The sequence below is a fragment of the Aminobacterium mobile DSM 12262 genome (assembly GCF_000526395.1).
In the GTDB taxonomy this organism is placed as follows: domain Bacteria; phylum Synergistota; class Synergistia; order Synergistales; family Aminobacteriaceae; genus Aminobacterium; species Aminobacterium mobile.
In genome coordinates, this window is record NZ_JAFZ01000001.1 from 1321964 (window position 1) to 1340353 (window position 18390).

The 18390-nt window shown below is 42.3% G+C and carries 24 protein-coding genes, 1 tRNA gene and 1 other RNA gene; 1 reads left to right on the forward strand and 25 read right to left on the reverse strand.

From position 1 onward, the window contains the following. Nucleotides 1-37 precede the first annotated feature (37 nt). From K360_RS0106490 to rnpB, 4 genes are all read right to left on the reverse strand, one after another. Nucleotides 38-448: a hypothetical protein gene (locus K360_RS0106490; RefSeq protein ID WP_024822363.1), complete on the reverse strand. Its 411-nt coding sequence runs from the start codon at nucleotides 446-448 to the stop codon at nucleotides 38-40. Between the two features lie 16 nt (nucleotides 449-464). Beyond that, nucleotides 465-1385 carry a 16S rRNA (cytosine(1402)-N(4))-methyltransferase RsmH gene (gene rsmH / locus K360_RS0106495; RefSeq protein ID WP_024822364.1) on the reverse strand — a complete coding sequence of 307 codons (921 nt, stop codon included), beginning with the start codon at nucleotides 1383-1385 and terminating at the stop codon, nucleotides 465-467. Continuing rightward, complete coding sequence (gene mraZ, locus K360_RS0106500) at nucleotides 1385-1810, reverse strand: division/cell wall cluster transcriptional repressor MraZ (RefSeq protein WP_024822365.1); 426 nt, start codon at nucleotides 1808-1810, stop codon at nucleotides 1385-1387. Before mraZ ends, rsmH begins: the two co-directional genes overlap by 1 nt. Before the next feature lie 137 nt (nucleotides 1811-1947). Then, nucleotides 1948-2289, reverse strand: an RNA gene (gene rnpB, locus K360_RS11035) — RNase P RNA component class A. A 118-nt stretch (nucleotides 2290-2407) separates the two neighbouring features. Between rnpB and K360_RS0106505 the strand changes: the two genes are divergently transcribed. Then, nucleotides 2408-3217, forward strand: a complete 810-nt coding sequence (locus K360_RS0106505) for a CheR family methyltransferase (RefSeq protein WP_024822366.1) — start codon at nucleotides 2408-2410, stop codon at nucleotides 3215-3217. A gap of 136 nt (nucleotides 3218-3353) precedes the next feature. On the opposite strand, the gene K360_RS0106510 is transcribed toward K360_RS0106505, so the two are convergent. The 21 genes from K360_RS0106510 to K360_RS0106595 all read right to left on the reverse strand — a co-directional run bounded on the left by K360_RS0106510 (nucleotide 3354) and on the right by K360_RS0106595 (nucleotide 18049). Beyond that, complete coding sequence (locus tag K360_RS0106510; RefSeq protein WP_024822367.1) at nucleotides 3354-3977, reverse strand: V-type ATP synthase subunit D; 624 nt, start codon at nucleotides 3975-3977, stop codon at nucleotides 3354-3356. Between the two features lie 13 nt (nucleotides 3978-3990). After that, on the reverse strand, nucleotides 3991-5412 hold the full coding sequence (locus tag K360_RS0106515) for a V-type ATP synthase subunit B (protein WP_024822368.1): 1422 nt from the start codon (nucleotides 5410-5412) through the stop codon (nucleotides 3991-3993). Beyond that, nucleotides 5402-7198 carry a V-type ATP synthase subunit A gene (locus tag K360_RS0106520; RefSeq protein WP_024822369.1) on the reverse strand — a complete coding sequence of 599 codons (1797 nt, stop codon included), beginning with the start codon at nucleotides 7196-7198 and terminating at the stop codon, nucleotides 5402-5404. The genes K360_RS0106515 and K360_RS0106520 overlap by 11 nt, the downstream gene beginning before the upstream one ends. Nucleotides 7199-7223: 25 nt before the next feature. Then, nucleotides 7224-7562 carry a V-type ATP synthase subunit F gene (locus K360_RS0106525; RefSeq protein ID WP_024822370.1) on the reverse strand — a complete coding sequence of 113 codons (339 nt, stop codon included), beginning with the start codon at nucleotides 7560-7562 and terminating at the stop codon, nucleotides 7224-7226. Further along, complete coding sequence (locus tag K360_RS0106530) at nucleotides 7555-8565, reverse strand: V-type ATPase subunit (protein WP_024822371.1); 1011 nt, start codon at nucleotides 8563-8565, stop codon at nucleotides 7555-7557. The genes K360_RS0106525 and K360_RS0106530 overlap by 8 nt, the downstream gene beginning before the upstream one ends. Before the next feature lie 17 nt (nucleotides 8566-8582). After that, nucleotides 8583-9164: a V-type ATP synthase subunit E gene (locus tag K360_RS0106535; protein WP_024822372.1), complete on the reverse strand. Its 582-nt coding sequence runs from the start codon at nucleotides 9162-9164 to the stop codon at nucleotides 8583-8585. Nucleotides 9165-9190: 26 nt separating this feature from the next. After that, nucleotides 9191-9670, reverse strand: a complete 480-nt coding sequence (locus K360_RS0106540) for a V-type ATP synthase subunit K (protein ID WP_024822373.1) — start codon at nucleotides 9668-9670, stop codon at nucleotides 9191-9193. Nucleotides 9671-9712: 42 nt separating this feature from the next. Then, nucleotides 9713-11719 (reverse strand): V-type ATP synthase subunit I, encoded by a 2007-nt coding sequence (locus K360_RS0106545; protein ID WP_024822374.1) that lies wholly within the window; start codon nucleotides 11717-11719, stop codon nucleotides 9713-9715. Continuing rightward, nucleotides 11706-12032 (reverse strand): cell envelope integrity/translocation protein TolA, encoded by a 327-nt coding sequence (locus tag K360_RS0106550; RefSeq protein WP_024822375.1) that lies wholly within the window; start codon nucleotides 12030-12032, stop codon nucleotides 11706-11708. The genes K360_RS0106545 and K360_RS0106550 overlap by 14 nt, the downstream gene beginning before the upstream one ends. 213 nt (nucleotides 12033-12245) lie before the next feature. After that, nucleotides 12246-12321 (reverse strand) — tRNA-Gly (locus tag K360_RS0106555). Nucleotides 12322-12637: 316 nt separating this feature from the next. After that, on the reverse strand, nucleotides 12638-12844 hold the full coding sequence (locus K360_RS11530; RefSeq protein WP_420804783.1) for a hypothetical protein: 207 nt from the start codon (nucleotides 12842-12844) through the stop codon (nucleotides 12638-12640). Nucleotides 12845-12916: 72 nt separating this feature from the next. Beyond that, a complete protein-coding gene (locus tag K360_RS11025) occupies nucleotides 12917-13108 on the reverse strand; it encodes a hypothetical protein (protein WP_051461114.1) in 192 nt (63 codons plus the stop codon). A gap of 101 nt (nucleotides 13109-13209) precedes the next feature. Next, nucleotides 13210-13497 (reverse strand): arsenate reductase/protein-tyrosine-phosphatase family protein, encoded by a 288-nt coding sequence (locus K360_RS10650; protein WP_211235521.1) that lies wholly within the window; start codon nucleotides 13495-13497, stop codon nucleotides 13210-13212. Between the two features lie 414 nt (nucleotides 13498-13911). Further along, a complete protein-coding gene (locus K360_RS11560; protein WP_434088339.1) occupies nucleotides 13912-14163 on the reverse strand; it encodes an arsenic resistance protein in 252 nt (83 codons plus the stop codon). A 74-nt stretch (nucleotides 14164-14237) separates the two neighbouring features. Further along, nucleotides 14238-14591: a thioredoxin family protein gene (locus K360_RS0106570; RefSeq protein WP_024822376.1), complete on the reverse strand. Its 354-nt coding sequence runs from the start codon at nucleotides 14589-14591 to the stop codon at nucleotides 14238-14240. Nucleotides 14592-14618: 27 nt separating this feature from the next. Further along, nucleotides 14619-15308, reverse strand: a complete 690-nt coding sequence (locus K360_RS0106575; RefSeq protein WP_024822377.1) for a cytochrome c biogenesis protein CcdA — start codon at nucleotides 15306-15308, stop codon at nucleotides 14619-14621. Then, a complete protein-coding gene (locus K360_RS0106580; protein ID WP_024822378.1) occupies nucleotides 15305-15868 on the reverse strand; it encodes a thioredoxin family protein in 564 nt (187 codons plus the stop codon). The genes K360_RS0106575 and K360_RS0106580 overlap by 4 nt, the downstream gene beginning before the upstream one ends. A 17-nt stretch (nucleotides 15869-15885) precedes the next feature. Next, entirely contained in the window at nucleotides 15886-16422 is a 537-nt protein-coding gene (locus tag K360_RS10655; protein WP_245587097.1) for a DUF2703 domain-containing protein, read from the reverse strand. A 17-nt stretch (nucleotides 16423-16439) separates the two neighbouring features. After that, nucleotides 16440-16622, reverse strand: a complete 183-nt coding sequence (locus K360_RS11425; RefSeq protein ID WP_211235523.1) for a hypothetical protein — start codon at nucleotides 16620-16622, stop codon at nucleotides 16440-16442. A gap of 13 nt (nucleotides 16623-16635) precedes the next feature. Next, the gene (locus K360_RS0106590; protein ID WP_024822379.1) at nucleotides 16636-17649 is read right to left on the reverse strand and encodes a permease; all 1014 of its coding nucleotides are present in this window, start codon (nucleotides 17647-17649) and stop codon (nucleotides 16636-16638) included. An 85-nt stretch (nucleotides 17650-17734) separates the two neighbouring features. Further along, complete coding sequence (locus K360_RS0106595) at nucleotides 17735-18049, reverse strand: ArsR/SmtB family transcription factor (protein WP_024822380.1); 315 nt, start codon at nucleotides 18047-18049, stop codon at nucleotides 17735-17737. Between the last annotated feature and the right edge of the window lie 341 nt (nucleotides 18050-18390).

Below are 18390 nucleotides of genomic sequence, written 5' to 3' on the forward strand. Positions count from 1 at the left end.
AGTTTCAATCTGCTCCGAAGTATAAAGTCAATTTATCCTAATCTTTTGCTGTGGCTGGAGAAGAGAAGAGTGAAAACAATAAGTTCCATCCATGACTCGAAGCTATAGAAGCAACCTCCATTTCTTCCTTTAAAGCGGGTATTCTCGCTACATGAACTACTCCGGTCTTTACATTAGCAACCATGCCTAGTTTCTTTTGGGAGTAGCCGTAAATAGCTTCTGGAGAAGTTAAAGAAGAAAGCACACGATGCATCTCCGTTTCCTGCATCTCATAACTTTCTATTTGCAAATTAATAGCATGAAGACGAGCCTCAAGTCGGTTAGAGTACAACCTTAATATGCCCAAACCAATAAAAGACACAACCATAGCTAAAATGAAAAAGATAAAATACGGGCTGACTTTTCGTGCCGATCCACAGGGATACTCACATGTTTGGGAATCATACACGGTGTGCACACCTCCCTTAAGAATCCTCTTCCATATCTACTTCTCTCATAAATGCCCGAAACTTAGCGCTTCTAGCCTTATAATTTTCTTCTATTTCCTTTTCTGTAGGAATGAGAGGATGGCGGGTTAAAATAATGCCTTTACCTTCGTTTTTCCAGTCTCTCATGGCGTACTTAACAATGCGGTCTTCTAAAGAATGGTAACTAACAACAATAATGACTCCTTTATCTGCTACTTTTTCGATAGCAGCCTGCAACCCTTCTTCCAATTCAACAAGTTCATTATTTACAAAAATACGAAGGGCCTGAAATACTTTCCGTGCTGGATGTCCCCCCATTTTCCTTTGAACAGGTGCCGGGAGAGAAGCTCTAATGGCCTCTACAAGTTGCGCGGTAGTTGAGATTTGACCGTTTTCTTTTCTATATCTGACAATACCAGATGCTATCCGTCTCGAATATCGCTCCTCTCCATATTTCCAAAAAATATCTGCCAAATCTTTTTCTGAAAAAGTATTTACTACGTCAGAAGCACGGAGCCCCTCAACTTCTTTAGAACTTTCCATGCGCATATCTAAAGGGCCATCTTGTTGGAAAGAAAAGCCTCGTTCCGGAAGGCTTAATTGCAGATTAGAAACTCCTAAATCAAAAACAACTCCATCAGGAGTTACTTTTTCTTTCTCTAACACAGAAACAAGTCTACTGAAGGGAACAAGATAATAGTGAACTCTGTCTCCAAACGCAGCTAAACGGTCACGAGCCATAGAAAGAGCTTGCTCATCTCTATCCACGCCAATAAGTAAAACATCGGGAAATTGTGTAAGGATACTTTCTGCATATCCTCCCAACCCCAATGTTGCGTCGACTATCACACGCGGGACCGGTATCTGCTTGAGATGCTCTACTACCTCATTAATCATAACTGGAATATGCTCTACCATTAGAATCCATCTATCCCTTCTGCTATCTCTGGCAGCTCATCAAGAACAGTTTTGCTATACTGTTCCCAAATACCTTTATCCCAAAGCTCTATATGATCGCTTATCCCCACAAAAAAGGCATCAGTCAGAAGCTCCGCATGATCCCTTAAAATCTGGGGGATAAGGATACGTCCGGCACTATCAATAGCCAATTCATGAGCACTAGCAAGCATAATTCGCATAAGCCCTCTGGTTTTGCTCTTTGAAAAAGGCAAACTTTGCAGTTTTTCCAAAACCTTTTGCCATTCCTCCATGGGATAGAGAGAAACACATCGATCTATACCTATAGTGGCAACAACACACTCCCCGAGCTCCTGCCTGAACTTGGCAGGAATAACCGTTCTTCCTTTAGCATCGACTCGGTGTTCGTAAGTTCCCACTAACATGGGGAAACCTCCCACTTTATGACATTTTCTACCACTTTCTCCCACACTAGCACCTACACATAAAAACAAATAAGCCTGGAGGACTAAAAAATAAATAAAACAATAGTCCTCCAGGCTTATTTTTCATCAAACTATAATAAAGGAGCATTTTATAAGCCGGGTTCTGTGTGAGAGATGACCATTTATCTGGGAAATACCTTACGGTACTTCTCAAGCGACCGTACCCAGGGGTCAGCGGGCCGCCTCTTTCCCCTCTATTCGGCCTTGCTCCGAGCGGGGTTTGCCTGGCATATCGGTTACCCGACACCCGGTGGGCTCTTACCCCACCTTTTCACCCTTACTTTCTACTGCGAGAAAGCGGTTTCTTTCTGTGGCACTTTCCTTTGGTTCGCACCAACTGGACGTTATCCAGCACTCTGCCCTATGGAGCCCGGACTTTCCTCTACACCCAAAGGTGCAGCGGCCATCTAAAATACTCCTTATATATTATTCTAACATTTTTTATTCTTTGAGAAAGAGCAAAATCCTATAAATATGGTATATATGGTTCATAAACTATGGGTAATAATCGGATTAGAACTTAATTGAGGTGAGGAAATGGACGAGATAGAAAAAAAGTATGATTCTCCTGCATACAACAACTTTAAGAAGAAGATACGAAATTTGACTGGGCTTGATCTAAATTCTTATAAAAATCAAATCCACCGTCGCGTGCACATGTTAATGCAAAGATGGAATATAACCGATTATGATGCATATTTTGATTTAGTAAAAAAAGAAGAAAAAAAGCTTCGAGAATTTCTCGATTATCTTACGATTAATGTATCGGAATTCTTTAGGAACCCCCCTCGATGGGATGATCTTCAAAACAAGGTCCTACCTGAATTAATTAAAACTCGGGGATCCAAAAGACTAAAATTGTGGAGTGCTGGCAGCGCTACAGGAGAAGAACCCTATTCTCTTGCAATGTTGTCTATGGAAACAAAACTTCATTGCCCTCCTTATGTACTCGCCAGCGATATAGATGAAGGAGCAATTAAAATTGCACAGAAAGGAGAATATCACATACGGCAGCTAGCCAACCTTTCTCAAGAGTATGTTGATAAATACTTTTCAAAGATAAATGAGGAAAGCTTCTCCATACGGGAAGGAGTCAAGAAACGCGTCAGCTTTGAACGACTCAACTTAATAGACGACCCATTTGGACAAGATTTTGACCTCATCCTCTGTCGAAATGTTGTTATCTATTTTTCGGCAGAGACCAAGAAAAATCTTTATTTAAAATTTTACAAAGCCCTCCGTCCTGGAGGTTTTCTTCTTGTGGGATCTACCGAACAAATTTTTGAACATAAGGCGCTAGGTTTTGAATCTGCCGGGCCATTCCTGTATAAAAAATCTCTTCCTTGATATCTTCTCTCTATAGAAAACCCCTATGCTCTAGTGGGAAATGCCCGAAGCAGTGTAAAAACATGACCTCTATAATTCTCTGATTTTTCACAAAACAGTAAGGCCGGGGAAATTAAATTTCCCCGGCCTTATTGTTTTAATGTGAACGCACTATATCTTTAATTTTCATCAACCGGCTGAGAGTTGACCGCTCCTGCTCATCTAGCTTCATCGTAATATACCGAATAGTTTCGTTAAAGTTAGGTATCATTACGTGTTCCAAAGCATTGACTCGACGTCTCGTTTTTTCAATTTCAGAAGCCATAAGCCGAATAGCCTTTTCTTTTGCTGCCAAAGCAATGAGCTTAGGAATTAACTTGGAGAATCGCTCTAAAGCGACGTCCAAACTCCCTTGAGACGTTGCAAGCCCATAGCTTAAAGCCTCTCCCTGCTGCTCTACCGTATATTCAGGTACAACAACGCTCATGACATTGCGTTCTTGTACTTTCAAATTACATCGTGTCCCTGAAATCATAAGAGCCTGCTCCAGCATTGCAGGTAAAGTCTGAGCCCGAGCAAGAAGGAAACTATGGTAACAATCTCCCAATTCTACCTCAAGCTCCTCTCGCAATGCCTTCCCTTCGCGAGCACGTTCAAGAAAGGCTTTAATTAAGGCATCTTGCTTATCTTTAAGAAGCTTATGTCCACGTTTAGCTACAACGAGTCGTTTTTTTAGACGAGAAAGCTCCATCCGGTTGGGGTTGACGTTCAACCGTGGCATACTTCGTCACCCCCTACTTTACAACGGGAACTGCTTCTTCGTTTTTCCCCTCTTCTTGCAGCCTCGGTTTGAGATATTTCTCTATATATGCATCACGAACACGTTTGAGCTCTTTCACTGGAATCATCGTCAAAAGATTCCAACCTAATTCGAGTGTTTCATCAACTTTGCGGTTCTCATATTCGCCTTGACGGACATATTTGTCTTCAAACTCATCTGCAAAACAGGCAAAGGCCTTATCTTCTTCAGTAAGGGCACCTTCTCCAAGAATAACCGCAAGCTCCTTAGCTTCTTTGCCGCGAGCATAAGCAGCAAAAAGCTGGTTCATAAGGTCTGCATGATCTTCTCTGGTTTTTCCCTTACCGATACCTTTATCCTTAAGACGAGACAAAGAAGGCATAACGTCTACAGGCGGATAGATGCCCTTACGATGAAGACCTCGACTCAAGATAATCTGTCCTTCTGTAATATATCCTGTCAAGTCAGGAATAGGGTGAGTCTTATCGTCTTCTGGCATAGTCAGAATAGGAATCTGAGTAATGGATCCCTTTTTCCCCTTCAGACGACCAGCTCTTTCATACATGGTGGCAAGGTCTGTATAGAGATAACCAGGATAACCTCGCCGTCCCGGAACTTCCTTACGGGCAGCAGAAATCTCTCGCAGTGCTTCGCAGTAGTTGGTTAAGTCTGTCAAAATAACCACTACATGCATATCCTGTTCAAATGCTAGGTACTCCGCAGCTGTCAATGCAAGCCGAGGTGTAGTAATCCGTTCAATAGCTGGGTCATCCGCTAAGTTAACGAACATTACAGTCCTCTGTATAGCGCCAGTTCTTCTGAAGTCTTCCATAAAGAACGAAGCTTCTTCAAAAGTGATACCCATGGCAGCAAAAACAACTGCAAAATCCTCATGCCCGCTAATAACGGTGGCCTGACGAGCTATTTGGGCAGCCATTCTGTTGTGAGGCAGACCACTTCCAGAGAATATAGGCAACTTCTGTCCACGAACCATTGGGTTCATGCCATCAATAGTAGAAATACCGGTCTGGATAAACTCAGAAGGATAGTCTCGAGAATAAGGATTCATCGGCATTCCATTGATATCCAGCTTTTTGTCAGGAAGGATAGGAGCTCCTCCATCAATAGGTTCTCCCCGTCCGTTAAAGATACGCCCTAACAAATCCCGGCTAACTGGAAGCATCAAAACCTTCCCAAGGAAGCGGAGTTTTGTATTCTGTATGTCGATTCCATCGGTTCCCTCAAAGACCTGGACAAGGGCCCTATCTGATGTTATCTCAAGAACACGTCCTCGCCGCAATTCTCCACTGGCAAGCTCAATCTCCACCAGTTCGTCATAACGGACATCCTTGGTTTTCTCCACAACCAGAAGTGGGCCAGATAACTCGGTGATGGTACTATACTCTTTAGGCAGCATCACTATCGCCCCCCACTGGTATTAATGCATTTATCTCTTTCTTCATTTGGTCTTCTAGCGTATCAAGCTGTTCAATCTCTTTTTCATCTACATAACGCATTCTAGCGATTTGCTCTCGTACAGGAAGATTGAATACCTTATTCATATCTGCGCCACGTTTCAGCCCATCCATAGAGAGATGATGGAACATTAAAATATTCTTTAACATTTTAAATTGTTTTCTCATAGAGGCATATGTGTCAATCTCATGGAAAGCATTTTGGTGCAAGAAATCTTCTCGAAGTGATTTAGCAGTTTCCAAAACCATTCGTTCCTCTTTGGAAAGAGCGTCTATTCCCACGAGACGAACGATCTCTCTTAGTTGATCCTCTTCTTCAAGAAGAGACATCCCCTCTACGCGAAGAGAACTCCATTCATCGTCAAACTGAGAATCCCAGTATTTGTCCATAGTATCGGTGTATAGGGAGTAGCTCAACAACCAGTTGATCGCCGGGAAATGACGCTGATAGGCCAAGCTAGCATCAAGTCCCCAAAATACTTTAGTCACACGGAGAGTGTTTTGGCTTACTGGTTCAGAAAGGTCTCCACCAGGAGGTGAAACTGCTCCTATAGCTGTTACAGATCCTTCTCTGCCATCAGAACCCAGGCAAATAGCCCGTCCCGCTCTTTCATAGAAACTGGCTAACCGCGTTCCTAGGTATGCAGGGTATCCTTCTTCCCCTGGCATTTCTTCAAGTCGTCCTGACATTTCTCGGAGAGCCTCAGCCCAACGACTTGTAGAATCTGCCATAAGAGCCACAGAGTATCCCATGTCTCGGTAGTACTCTGCAATTGCAATGGCGGTGTAGATACTCGCTTCTCGCGCAGCGACAGGCATATTAGACGTGTTAGCTATAAGAACCGTACGTTTCATCAAAGGTTCCCCCGAGCGTGGGTCTTCTAGCTCAGGGAACTCCAATAGAACGTCTGTCATTTCGTTGCCTCGCTCGCCGCAACCTACGTACACTACGATATCGGCTTCTGCCCACTTTGCGAGCTGGTGCTGAATAACTGTTTTCCCTGAACCAAAAGGTCCTGGGACACATGCCGTTCCCCCTTTTGCTATAGGGAAGAAAGCATCGACAACTCGCTGTCCTGTAGTTAACGGAATAATAGGGGGCAAACGCCGAGCTACTGGTCTAGGCTTACGCACAGGCCAACGTTGGAACATAGAAACATTCACTTCGTCTCCTGTTTTCGCTTTTACAACAGCCACTGTTTCTTCTACTGTAAACTGACCCTGTTTTATCTCAGAAACAGTTCCTCGTACTCCATAAGGAACCATTATCCGATGTTCCACTAAAACTGTTTCTTGAACTATACCCAGGACATCGCCGGGCTGAACAGCATCCCCAACTTTAACTCGTGGTATAAACTCCCATTTTTTCTCTCTGTCTATGGAAGGAACTTCAATTCCACGAGAAATAAAGTGGCTCTTGGCAGCGTCCTCTATTAGGTTCAAAGGACGCTGTACCCCATCGTAAAACTGCTCTATGATTCCTGGACCTAACTCTACGCTCAGGGGTTCGCCGGTACTTACGACAGGTTCACCAGGCATAAGGCCAGAAGTTTCTTCGTAGGCCTGAATTGAAGCTGTATCGCCTTTCAACTCAATAATTTCACCTACAAGACCTATATTCCCTACTCGTACCACGTCGTACATACTAGCACCATACATGCCCTTCGCGACAACGAGCGGTCCGGAGATTTTTTCAATGGTCCCTTTTATGACCTTTTCCGTGGCCACAATGTATCGCCTCCAGCATCAAATTCTATTTCACAGCAAAGATATCCATGCCGACAGCTCGTTCTACACTGTTACGAATGGATTTTAGTCCTGTCCCAGAACTTCCTTTGAGTCCAGGGATCGGTAAAACGCTTACAGCATATTCCTCGTTCACAGTCTCCACTGTGGACATAAATTTTTCGAAAAGATGCTCTTGAACAAAAATAACCGCGTACTTTTCTCGAGCTAGCTGCAAAAGAAGAGATTCAAAATGCCCACTCTCTTCTTCAGACATAACATAAGGCTTCACCCCTACCGCCTGGAAAGGAAGTACTGTTTCATATTCGCCGATAGCAGCCATAGGCTGATTCACTTCTTTAGCCACGACGCATCAACCTCCTCGCCAGATCTTTGTCCATGGCATTAGCAACAGAAACCAACGCAACTCGTACATTTTTCGCTTCCATTTCTTTATGCCACAAATAATTAAGAACATTTTCCGGAGCAAAAGCACTATATTTTGCTGTCTGAAGAATACTTGTTACGTAATCATCTAAAATCTTTTCCATTTCCACGAGGAGTGCATTCATATCTGCCCCATCTTGTACGTGATAAAGAACTCTCCCTATATCTGCATAAGAAAGAACCCGAACCCAACTTTCTATAGGTTCCGACAACATAGAAAGCAGCTGCTCTACTGACACGAAACCTCCATCATGGAGATAGGACTGAACACTGGCCGCATCTTTATCCATTCTTTTAAGGCGGAACATATTTCGTACATTTTCAGCGTCAACTTTTCCACGAACCCAACGTAGAGGAGCTTCATACTCCAAACTACGGGCTATCTTAAACATTTCGCGGAAAAGTACGTTGTCAAGGAGGCGCTCCACCTCAAGAATATCTCGGGTTTGATCCCATAAGGCAAAAGACTTTGGTAAAACCGAGTGAAGATCATAAGGCAACAACCTGTAATCTTCCGTTTCTACTGCCATAATAAGATCATCTGTCGGGATATTGGCTAGCGCCGTTAATAGCTCGAAATGACGCTCTCCTCCCTCGCGCTGAAGAATCTGGCCTTTGAGAAGAACCTTTACATTATGAAAATCGTAAGGCAACCGACATATCTCTACCAAACCAGAGTCTGGAACAAATTTTTTTACCTCATTATAAATATAAAGAAGTTCCGACTCTATGGCCTTATCGAATTCTGTATTGGATTTCAGCTCCACTAACCATGAGGAATATACTGTCTCCCCCAAAATCTTCATGGCGCTGTCCAGATCTTCACAATCGATCAGTCTCTGCAGCACGCTATCATCGAGAAGGCGGCTTTCCATAGCTCGCAGGCGAGCAACCGCATAACAATACCGCTCAGCTGTAGCCATGCTGCCCCACCTCCCGTCTACTCCGAGAACAGCCGTTTCGCAACGTCTGCCTCGATTTCTTCTCTAATCCACATAATCAGCATATCCCAAGAGCAGTTGGTATCAATATCGCCCTTCCGAAGGATAAACCCTCCGCTCATAGGAATTTGAACGGCTTCAAGGGTGAGAGATGTTTTATGTTTCTCATTATATTTTTTTAGCCATTCCCCATTGAGATATTTCTCCTTTGGAGAGACTAATACTTTTTCATCTCCTGACTCCGAAGCCCGTTCTAAGAGCTTTTCACAAAAAGCAAGATATTTCTCTTCTGGAAGAGACGCTAAAATTTTCAACGACTCGCCAAAAGCTTCTGTAATAAGATCTTGTTTAGCTCCAAGCAAAATTTTCTTTACATCTAAGTTTGCAACAATTTCACGCCTATTGAAAACTTCTGGTTTTTCTGTACTAAAGCGATTCGCATAAAACGACTCTATTTTACTTGCTTCGCCTTCAGTAACAGTTTCTATCTCTTTTACTTTCAATCTCGCATCTTCCAGAATTTTCTCTGCCTCTTTTTGCGCATCAGCTTCAATTTTAACTTTTATATCTGCCAAAGACATAACCATTCACCTCAAATCGCGAATGGCTATATCTGGATGCCATTAAGCAAAATAATGCTTGTAAGGAGACCAAGAACCGCGTAAGTTTCAACCATAGCTGGTAGAATAACAGCTTTACCAGTCTCTTCAGGCCTTTTAGCAATCATTTGAATACAAGCAGCACATGTTTTGCCTTGGGCTATAGCAGAAAAATAACCGGCAATGCCCACGGGAAGGCATGCAAAAAATATTCCAAGCCCTTGCCATACGTTTACAGCTACCGCTGCTCCTCCACCAAGCAACCCTACTTTCAAAATGGCAAAGAAAGCAATTAAAAGACCATAAATACCCTGAGTTCCCGGCAAAGCCTGAAGCAACAGTACAAGGCCAAATTTACCCGGATCCTCAGTCATAACACCAGCCCCAGCTTCTCCAGCAATGCCTACACCTATAGAAGACCCCGAGCCGGCAAAACCCGCAGCTATAGCCGCTCCTAAAATCGCTAACATCATTCCAAGAAGATCCATACTTTAAAACACTCCCCTCGTTCTGAGAACTTAATCCATCAATTAAGCTTCTTTAGTTTCAGATATGGTAACGAAACTAGTGTTATACGTTAAAGGAGCAAAACTTTTGCCCCCACCGGAGTAAAACTTACTAAAAAACTCTACGTACTGGAGCCGTAACGAATGCACAAAAGCTCCGAGTACGTTTACGGCAACGCTAAACAAATGTCCGCCGAATATAAGGATTAACGCAAGTACCCAACCTATAAAGGGAATCCCCATTGCAAGACTTGCTAGCATATTGATAATGGAACCTATTGCGGCTGAAGCCAAACCAAGGGCTAGCAATCGGCTATAACTCAACACGTCCCCTAAATAAGACGTTACGTTGTAAAGGCTCATTACACCAGAAATGGCTTTCTGTACAACTCCGCTTTTAGCCCTACCTTGAGTCAAAACCAAGACAAGAGCTCCTGCAGCAGCTGTAGCTTTTGAAGGCATGCTTAAACTGGCTGGCAATTTTCCACTCACAGTCCCCCCTATGAGAAGCAATCCTAACAAGAATAGAATCCATCCGCCCTGATCTGCAAAAGCCCCCATATAGTCTTTTTTCCGAAGGCTGTCGTAAAATGCAACGAACAAGCCAAAGAAAATCTGGATCGTTCCTAAGCCCAAAGAGATAAAAAGAACTGTCATGGGATCATTCATAGGATCCAGAACAACCGGGATATTCTTAATCGGGCGAATAAACTTAAACACCCCAAAAACATCGATTAGATCGCCAAACCAGCTTCCAGTAAAAGCCCCAACAAATATTGTAGAAATTCCTGAAAGGATAAACAATGTAATGAAATTTTTAACTCCTTCAGGCATACGCTTGAATTTTTTCATGAAGAAAAGGAAAAAACCAAGCATGATTAAACCATAACCGCCATCTCCCAGACACATACCGAAGAACACAAAAAAGAAAGGAGCAAGAAGGGGTGAAGGATCTAGTTCTCCATATTTCGGCAAACCATAGAGCTTCGTAAGAGTTTCGAAAGGCAATACCCATCCTTTATTGACAAGAAGAGTGGGAGGCTCATCCTCTGGAGAGGGATCCGACACTGCTATCTCCATAACTGCACGATATTGTTTTAATTGCTCCTCTACTTTAGGAACAGCAACTTCGGGGATCCAAGATTTGATGATAACGGTCTTATCTGTGAATTCACTATTGGAGAGAACTTCGTATTTAGACTTGAGGATATTCCAATAATCGCTCAGCGCACGAGTGGTAGGCATCCATTTTGTTGCCTCAGAAGAAGCTTGCGTTTCTATTTTTTCCTCTTCTTTTAGGAGGCTTTCTCGTCGCGTCTCGAGTCTTAGCAACTCTTCCCCAACGCTTTCAGTTAAAGTATCGGGGATTTCTATACGAGAAAATCCATATTTGCTACAGAGATCTAATGCCTCCTGTTCCTTATCTCTGCGACAGAAAAGGGCTACCCATGCTTCCTTCTCTTTTTCTTCATAGGAAGCGATAAAAAATTCGCCAGCATCACCTAAATTTTTCTCGATAGCCTGTTTCCAACCTGCTATTTGTTCCACGGGCAACATACCAACAAACCCTCCCACGAAACGAGTCCCACGAGAAACAAGCTCCAGTGAGTATGGAAGTTCTGTTATATGAGATAAAATAGCTTTTGTACTATCGATCTGGGTAATTTCTGAGCGTATTTCTATGAGCCGCCGCTCCAAGGTCCGTATGTGCTCAGCTAATTGAAGCAAATCCGTTTTTTCAGCAAGAGATGCAAGCTCCTCTACTGAAAAGTCTGGCCTTTCGCCAAGGGCTCTGGCCATAGGAGGAACGCTATCTTCATAGAAAGGTTCAAAAAAACGGAGAAGGAACCGTGTTTCGCTGAGCAAACTATCGATACGCTGTAGACGAGCAGTTGAATGACTATCAACCTCATCTACATCCTGTCGGGAAACTATTTCGCATGTCCCTGTTTTCTGCAAAATCGATAAAACATCTTCCACGACAGAGTTGTGAACGTAAAACTCAACTTTTTTAATACTAGCCACGGCCATATCTAGCCATCACCTCTTCCGCTATCCAGGTGGCTGTTTCTTTTACTCGCCCCTGATGGCTATCAGTAAAAGCGCGCGCGCTTTCCCTTCCTGCTTCAACTATTTTCGCCGCATTTGTCTCGGCCTCGCTTTCTACTTGAACAATATTGTCACGATACTTACGAAAAGCTTGTTGTTTTGTCTCTTTGATTCGTTGATCAGCCTCATTCTTAGCCTTACTGACGAGCCGAGCAGCTTCATTTTTTGCATCCTTAACCCGTTGCCTTGCTGCAGCCTCTGCCTGTTTGATTTCTTCGGCTAGGTTTGTCACCATGCCATCCACCCCCCTCCGACAACAAAACTACATATCTATTACAGCAGGCCGTTCAAAGCGCAAAACTGGAGTTATTGTAATACCCATAAAAATTTGTGTCAAACTTAACAAGTTAACCAAGTTTGTAAATAGTGTCGAATTAAAGTAACTAAAGTTAATAAACTAAGGTTTTTCTGGATTATTATTTGAGGGAAGTTGTTTGAAATAAAAAAATGGAGCGGACAACGGGATTCGAACCCGCGACCCTTAGCTTGGGAAGCTAATGCTCTACCAGCTGAGCTATGTCCGCGCCACCGATAGGACATTATAAACGTGGAACCTTCTTTTTGCAACAAGATCTACCACATTTCAAAAAGTCACAAGGTTATTGTTGTTTTTTTAATAGTACCTGTCTGTTCAAAGTTGCAATTTTTATCTTATATATTTAAGGTTAGTCTCCAAATTAGATGACTCTATTGCCACGAACTTAAAATTCCATGTAAAGGTTCGTACCCTTTCTCCTGAGTAATTAACTCATCTAACAAACTAACAGAGCCCGTTACAAGTTAAACTCCGGCGCAAACTCCAGTCGGTCCCACACCCCATCCACTCCGCCTTCCACTAGTTCACATGCCATGAACACATTTGCTGGCAGTTCCAAGTCTGTCACAATTCCAAACGTCTCTGCCGGTCGGGTAGTCAAAACACGGACAATAAGTCGGATGCCTCACCAAAAGCGCCGACTTAAAACCCAAATTTTGAGCTACCTGATGGCCGACTTCAATGAGCCGTCCGCCAATACCTTTTCTCTGATAATCTGACGCCACAGCCACAGAAGCCCGGACAAGAGCTTCATGCTCTCGTGCTCCTGCTCCTTGTCAAATTACCGCCCGAGTACACAAGATCTACCCAACGATCTCCCCTGCTACCTCTGCCCTCAAGGACAACTCCGGGAAGAAGACGGAACTGTTTCGCAATCGCACCACAAGATTCTGCTCGTCGTGATTCGTATGTTCCGCACTGACAAAGGCCGCCCGCACTAATTCATATACCTTGTCATAATCGTCTTCTCGTTCCTGCCAGATCAACACCTTCATCTCACAAACTTCCGCTTTTCGATAAGCCAGCACAGCTCGTCAAGTACCACATGCTTTACTGTTATGTTTTTTACATCAACATTCTGCGTCAAGTCCCCAATCTACAACGTATTCAGCCGGAAGATACGGGCACATCCCATCTTTACTACAATATCAACTGGTGGGATCTCATCTAACAGCTGCGAATACTGAGCCTTTTTCATATCAATTCCATATAGCTCCTTCATGATTCGAACAGCATCCTGGTTGATTTGTGGCTTTATTTCCGTGCCGGCGAAATAGCTTTCAAAAACATCTGCGGCTAAATGCTTACCAAGCGCTTCTGCAATTTGACTTCTGCATAAATTATGAACACAGATAAGAGCTACTTTTAATTTACTTTTGCTCATCGGACATCTCCTAGTCTTATTTCCCCTCTTCTAACCGGTACTTCTACAAGCACACCAACAAAAGTAACTACCGTAGCTCCTGATTGCAAGCCGAATAACGAAATAGCAACTGCAAGTTCAAAGAAGTTTGATGCACCAATCATTCCAACAGGCTCGGCTATATCATGAGGAAGTTTCCATAGTTTTGACTATATATAAGCCCTAAAGGAAATAAGGAAAGTCTAAATGATCAAAGGTATAGCTATTAAAACAATGTTTATTAGATTATCAATTATTATTTGCCCTTGGAAAAAGAAAATAATTATTAGTGCTAATAAAAGCCCAACAATTGTTATACCATTAAAATTGGGTATGAATATATCCTCAAAATAACCTCGGCTTCAGTTCTTTGTTATTATTACTCTAAAAATCCATTCAGCCACAAGTGGCTGCAATTCTATACATTGTAAATGGTTTGATCAGCCAATTTGTAACCCCGGTTACAATCAATCCTTTTGGATTCTGCCCCACCTGTTTTATACTATTAAAGTCAACCTTTAACATCGTGGAATAAATCATAAGCCATATAAGTATTGCAATAGGGATAGACACTCTTGCATACTCAAATTTACTAAGGAGTTTGTGAACTCGCGGTAAATAAATACCTATTAAAACACCTACCGCCATACAAATAAAAACCCAAACACTAAGATATTTCTCAAAGAAACTGATACCAGATGACTTCTTTTTTCCAATTATAACTACCCCCTAACTTTTTGAAGTATTTTTACTACCTCATCAACTTTAAGAACCTTCCCGTAAGAAACCACCTTCCCATCAACCACAAGAGCAGGGGTAGTCATCACTCCATAAGCTGCAATCTGCAAAAAATCAGTTACATGATCAATAGTGGTATCCATTCCAAGTTGTTCCAAGGCTGCTTTTGTTACCGTTTCAAGTTGATCACACTTGGCACATCCACTTCCCAATACCTTTACTCCAGCACCTCTAGATTTAGCGTTTTCTGCTTTTGCCATGCCTTCCGCATCACAATTTCCGCTGCAGCAACAAGATGTAGTTCTCTCTTTCTTATTTTTCTTACCAAACAATGCCATAACAAACCTCACCTTTTTTATATTATTTTAGAACCCAAGATAAAACATATAAAACCCAATGAGCAATATCAGAACACCCGTCACTATTTTCAGTATAGTGCTTGTTTTCCCGTACTTTTCGCTTGAAGAAAGCTTTTGCACAAAGCCCATAGACGTTCCAGCTACAACAACAAGAATGCCATGACCGATTGAATACATTAGCAATAGTAGTACTCCCCATACAACACTTCCTTTCCCAGCTACAATAGCAAGGAGAGCGATAAGTACAGGCGTAGAGCAGGGTGAGGCAAACACTCCTCCAAGAACTCCAGCAATGAAAGCACCTAAGTAGCCTCTTCTAGTATTCTTAGAAAGAAGATAACTTGAAGGAATAATTTCATATATACCCCACGTCTGCAAAGCCATTAACAACATTAAAATTCCAAGAATGATGTACCACCATGATGTGGAAATCCCAATTAAACGACCAGCAATAGAAGCACTCGCCCCTAGCGTTGTAAATGAGACAGCAACTCCCAACATGAAAGTGACAGAAAGCCAGAACGCTTTTTTCGTACTCCTCTGACCAGTACCACCCACATAACCTATGACAAGAGGAATACTGGACAAAGAACATGGCGTAAAAGAAGTAAGCACTCCAGCAAAAAGCGCAAGAATTGGCGCGAGCCAACCGCTCTCAGAAATTATTTCAGATAAACCTTCAAGGATTTGTGTCATTCATCTACCCCCATGTCGACAAGGATAGCCCGTATCTGATCTTCGGTCAGCCCGCCCTGATGCACAGTGAAAGCATGTTCATAGGTATCCTTGTGGCTATACATGTCAAACTTAATTTGCATATCATCGCTTGGCACATAAGGTGTACCGTCAGCGTTGATAAAAACCTGAGAGGGAATAACCTGGATAGGAAAATCATTTGCAACAGCTCCATTTTTCCATACGTCAATAAACTTGATTATGGCTTTGCCTCGCATTTCCGCGTTTAATGTTTTTAGTACAGGAGCCATTTTTTTGCATGGAATACATGAATTCGCTCCGAAATCAATGATGATAGGCAAGTTGTATCCCTTCAGCACATCTAAATCAATTGATGTTGCTTCAAGCACAAAATCTTCTTCATTATTATTAGATTTTACAAAATTTTCTAAACCTTTATCCTCGGAAAGAGACACAATGGAAACTGACCCCTTACCCACATTCTTGAATATCCATATTCCTGCAACAATGAGAACCAAACTAATGGGAATTATGATCTTTAACAGTTTTTTCTTATCCATCAGAAGCAACTACCTCCTCAGGAGCCGCCAGTTTTGTTTTTCTTTCCTTCAAAAAATTCTTTTAGATTTTCAGGTAATTCATACTCTACGCAGGAACAGCCAGTTTCAACTTGCCCAAATACTATATTTAGAATAGCTTCAGCAAGCATTTCTTTTGGAGGCACCTCATAGGGTCTCCCGTTATATTCAAACACCCGACAGTTCACATCGGTTCCGCTTATTTCACTACAGCAACCGCAGCTATTCTCTACAACCGGTTGGCAGATATCCTGGCCGTTCACGCGGATCGTAGGCGAAGAAATAAACCTGTATTGTTTTGCAATTTTCGCTGTCTTCATCTCAATTTTGTTATATTCTATCTCAAAGCCCGCAAGGCTCAGCGTGGGGGTAAGTGTCATCATAACCTCGTCAAGTACATTGTCCGTCCCAACGCAACGGTCACAACTTTCAAGATCTAGATAGAGATACTCAACAACGATCTTCTTTTCGGAAGCCGTTCCACATCCGGAAGAGCAACGGGATTCTTCCGATGTTTGCTTTCCGTTCGGCGGCATCAAACTCATGTCATCACCTACATAAGTAGTTGCGCCAACGGGGCAATAGTTGCAGCAGCCGTGGCAATGGACAATGCAGGATCCCATTTTTCACAACAGGCGAAGGTGCCTTTTCTGTCTCGTATATAACCCTTTGCGATGCAACTACCACACTCAACACATGTGAGATGATTAATAAAAGGATGCCATTTCTTTGCCATACTTTATTTCCTCCTAAATTATCAACGCCTGAAAAACGTTGAATAAATAACCGACAATTATGATTCCGATTGTACAGATTGCAATGAAAAGCGCCAGAAGCTTGGGCTTAATTACTTTACGAAGCATAATCATAGATGGTAAAGATAACGTAGTAACCCCCATCATGAAGGACAGAATAGCACCAAGTTGTGCTCCTTTACTTAATAAAGCTTCTGCAACCGGGATAGTCCCAAAAATATCAGCATACATCGGAACTCCCATAAGAGTGGCAAGGATAACAGCAAAGGAATTACCACTACCTAAAATATTTTCAACCCAAGATTGTGGAATCCAATTGTGAATACCTGCGCCTATTCCAACTCCTATCAATATATATGGAAAAACTTTTTTGAATGTGTCGATTACCTGTTCTTTGGCAAAAACCAAACGGTCATGCCTTGTAAGGTCAGGAGATTCGATGTCTACACTACCACCTGTGGTAATAAAGCTCTCTACGTATTCCCCCATATCCAGTCTTTTAATTATGGTACCGCCAATAATGGCGATAATTAAGCCGAGAACAACATAAAGAACAGCTATCTTCGCTCCGAAAATGCTCATTAAAAGAACAAGAGAACCCAAATCAACCATAGGAGAGGATATAAGAAACGAAAACGACACTCCCAGCGATAGTCCTGCCCTGGTAAAGCCGATAAATAGTGGAATGGACGAACACGAGCAAAAAGGCGTTACCGTACCAAGTAAAGCAGCAACAGTATTCGCGCCAATTCCATGGAAGCGTCCCAAGATTTTTTTACTCCGCTCCGGCGGGAAATAGCTTTGAATATAGCTAATTATAAAAATCAGGAAACACAAAAGTAGGGTAATTTTAATAACATCATAAGCAAAAAATTGAATACTTCCCATCCAACGATTAGTTGTGTCAAGACCTAATGCATTAAATTCACTGCCGATTAATTCGTTTAGCCATTTCATCGCCAGTATTTGATTCTGGAAGAAATCCCAGGTCGCTTTTAATATTTGCATACTACAAAAACCTCGCTTTCTAACTCGGAGCAACCAAACCAAATACTCCTATTTAATATTCAAAAAATACTCTTAAAATGTGTTTTTAAGCCCTACAATAAATACCGTTTGTATTCGCTGTATCTAGTTTTGTCAATTCTTTAAGTAGCTCGGCCGCATAGTCGCTACCTTTCTCGCTGATTGTATAGTGTGTCCATTTGCCATCCTGTCGACTCTCTACAACACCCGATTCAACCAGAATTTTCATATGATAAGATAGCGATGATTGACCTATGTCCATATCTTCTAATAACTTGCAGGCACACTTTTCTCCACTGCGTAACAGTTCAAGTATCCGCAGACGTTTTTCATCGCAAAATGCCTTAAACACTTTTGCGTAATCCTCATATGTTGTATCCAATTCATCACCTCATATCGAATTTATTTGATATGTAATATATATGCTTCATATCAACTTTTGTCAATATATACTTTAGCTTTTCTATGTAGATGGGGCAGAGTTTCGTTCCTTTTACTTAGGTACAGTGAAAGAGATAATGAAAAAGGCGCTTTACCGAAATTTACAGTAAAGCGCCTTTTTATATACAGCGGTAGCTTTCTCAATATCTCGTTCTCCAACTCAAGTTCAGCTATACGTTTCTTCATGCAAAAAATCACGATTGAGTCAACCCGGTCAAGTCATGGCAGCAATATCGGCAAAGAAAGCCGGACCGTCATTGACATGTTGTGGATCGTTTTTTC

Bases quoted from the DNA above. Each gene is read 5' to 3' on its own strand.
- rsmH (WP_024822364.1), bottom strand. From the start codon at position 1,385: ATGGTAGAGCATATTCCAGTTATGATTAATGAGGTAGTAGAGCATCTC.
- K360_RS0106575 (WP_024822377.1), bottom strand. From the start codon at position 15,308: ATGACACAAATCCTTGAAGGTTTATCTGAAATAATTTCTGAGAGCGGT.
- K360_RS10655 (WP_245587097.1), bottom strand. From the start codon at position 16,422: ATGCCGCCGAACGGAAAGCAAACATCGGAAGAATCCCGTTGCTCTTCC.
- K360_RS11025 (WP_051461114.1), bottom strand. From the start codon at position 13,108: ATGAAGGTGTTGATCTGGCAGGAACGAGAAGACGATTATGACAAGGTA.
- K360_RS0106545 (WP_024822374.1), bottom strand. From the start codon at position 11,719: ATGGCCGTGGCTAGTATTAAAAAAGTTGAGTTTTACGTTCACAACTCT.
- K360_RS11560 (WP_434088339.1), bottom strand. From the start codon at position 14,163: ATGGCGGTAGGTGTTTTAATAGGTATTTATTTACCGCGAGTTCACAAA.
- K360_RS0106530 (WP_024822371.1), bottom strand. From the start codon at position 8,565: ATGGCTACAGCTGAGCGGTATTGTTATGCGGTTGCTCGCCTGCGAGCT.
- K360_RS0106580 (WP_024822378.1), bottom strand. From the start codon at position 15,868: ATGGATAAGAAAAAACTGTTAAAGATCATAATTCCCATTAGTTTGGTT.
- K360_RS11425 (WP_211235523.1), bottom strand. From the start codon at position 16,622: ATGGCAAAGAAATGGCATCCTTTTATTAATCATCTCACATGTGTTGAG.
- K360_RS0106505 (WP_024822366.1), top strand. From the start codon at position 2,408: ATGGACGAGATAGAAAAAAAGTATGATTCTCCTGCATACAACAACTTT.
- K360_RS0106540 (WP_024822373.1), bottom strand. From the start codon at position 9,670: ATGGATCTTCTTGGAATGATGTTAGCGATTTTAGGAGCGGCTATAGCT.
- K360_RS10650 (WP_211235521.1), bottom strand. From the start codon at position 13,497: ATGAGCAAAAGTAAATTAAAAGTAGCTCTTATCTGTGTTCATAATTTA.
- K360_RS0106570 (WP_024822376.1), bottom strand. From the start codon at position 14,591: ATGGCATTGTTTGGTAAGAAAAATAAGAAAGAGAGAACTACATCTTGT.
- K360_RS0106550 (WP_024822375.1), bottom strand. From the start codon at position 12,032: ATGGTGACAAACCTAGCCGAAGAAATCAAACAGGCAGAGGCTGCAGCA.
- mraZ (WP_024822365.1), bottom strand. From the start codon at position 1,810: ATGTTAGTGGGAACTTACGAACACCGAGTCGATGCTAAAGGAAGAACG.
- K360_RS0106510 (WP_024822367.1), bottom strand. From the start codon at position 3,977: ATGCCACGGTTGAACGTCAACCCCAACCGGATGGAGCTTTCTCGTCTA.
- K360_RS0106515 (WP_024822368.1), bottom strand. From the start codon at position 5,412: ATGCTGCCTAAAGAGTATAGTACCATCACCGAGTTATCTGGCCCACTT.
- K360_RS0106535 (WP_024822372.1), bottom strand. From the start codon at position 9,164: ATGTCTTTGGCAGATATAAAAGTTAAAATTGAAGCTGATGCGCAAAAA.
- K360_RS0106590 (WP_024822379.1), bottom strand. From the start codon at position 17,649: ATGCAAATATTAAAAGCGACCTGGGATTTCTTCCAGAATCAAATACTG.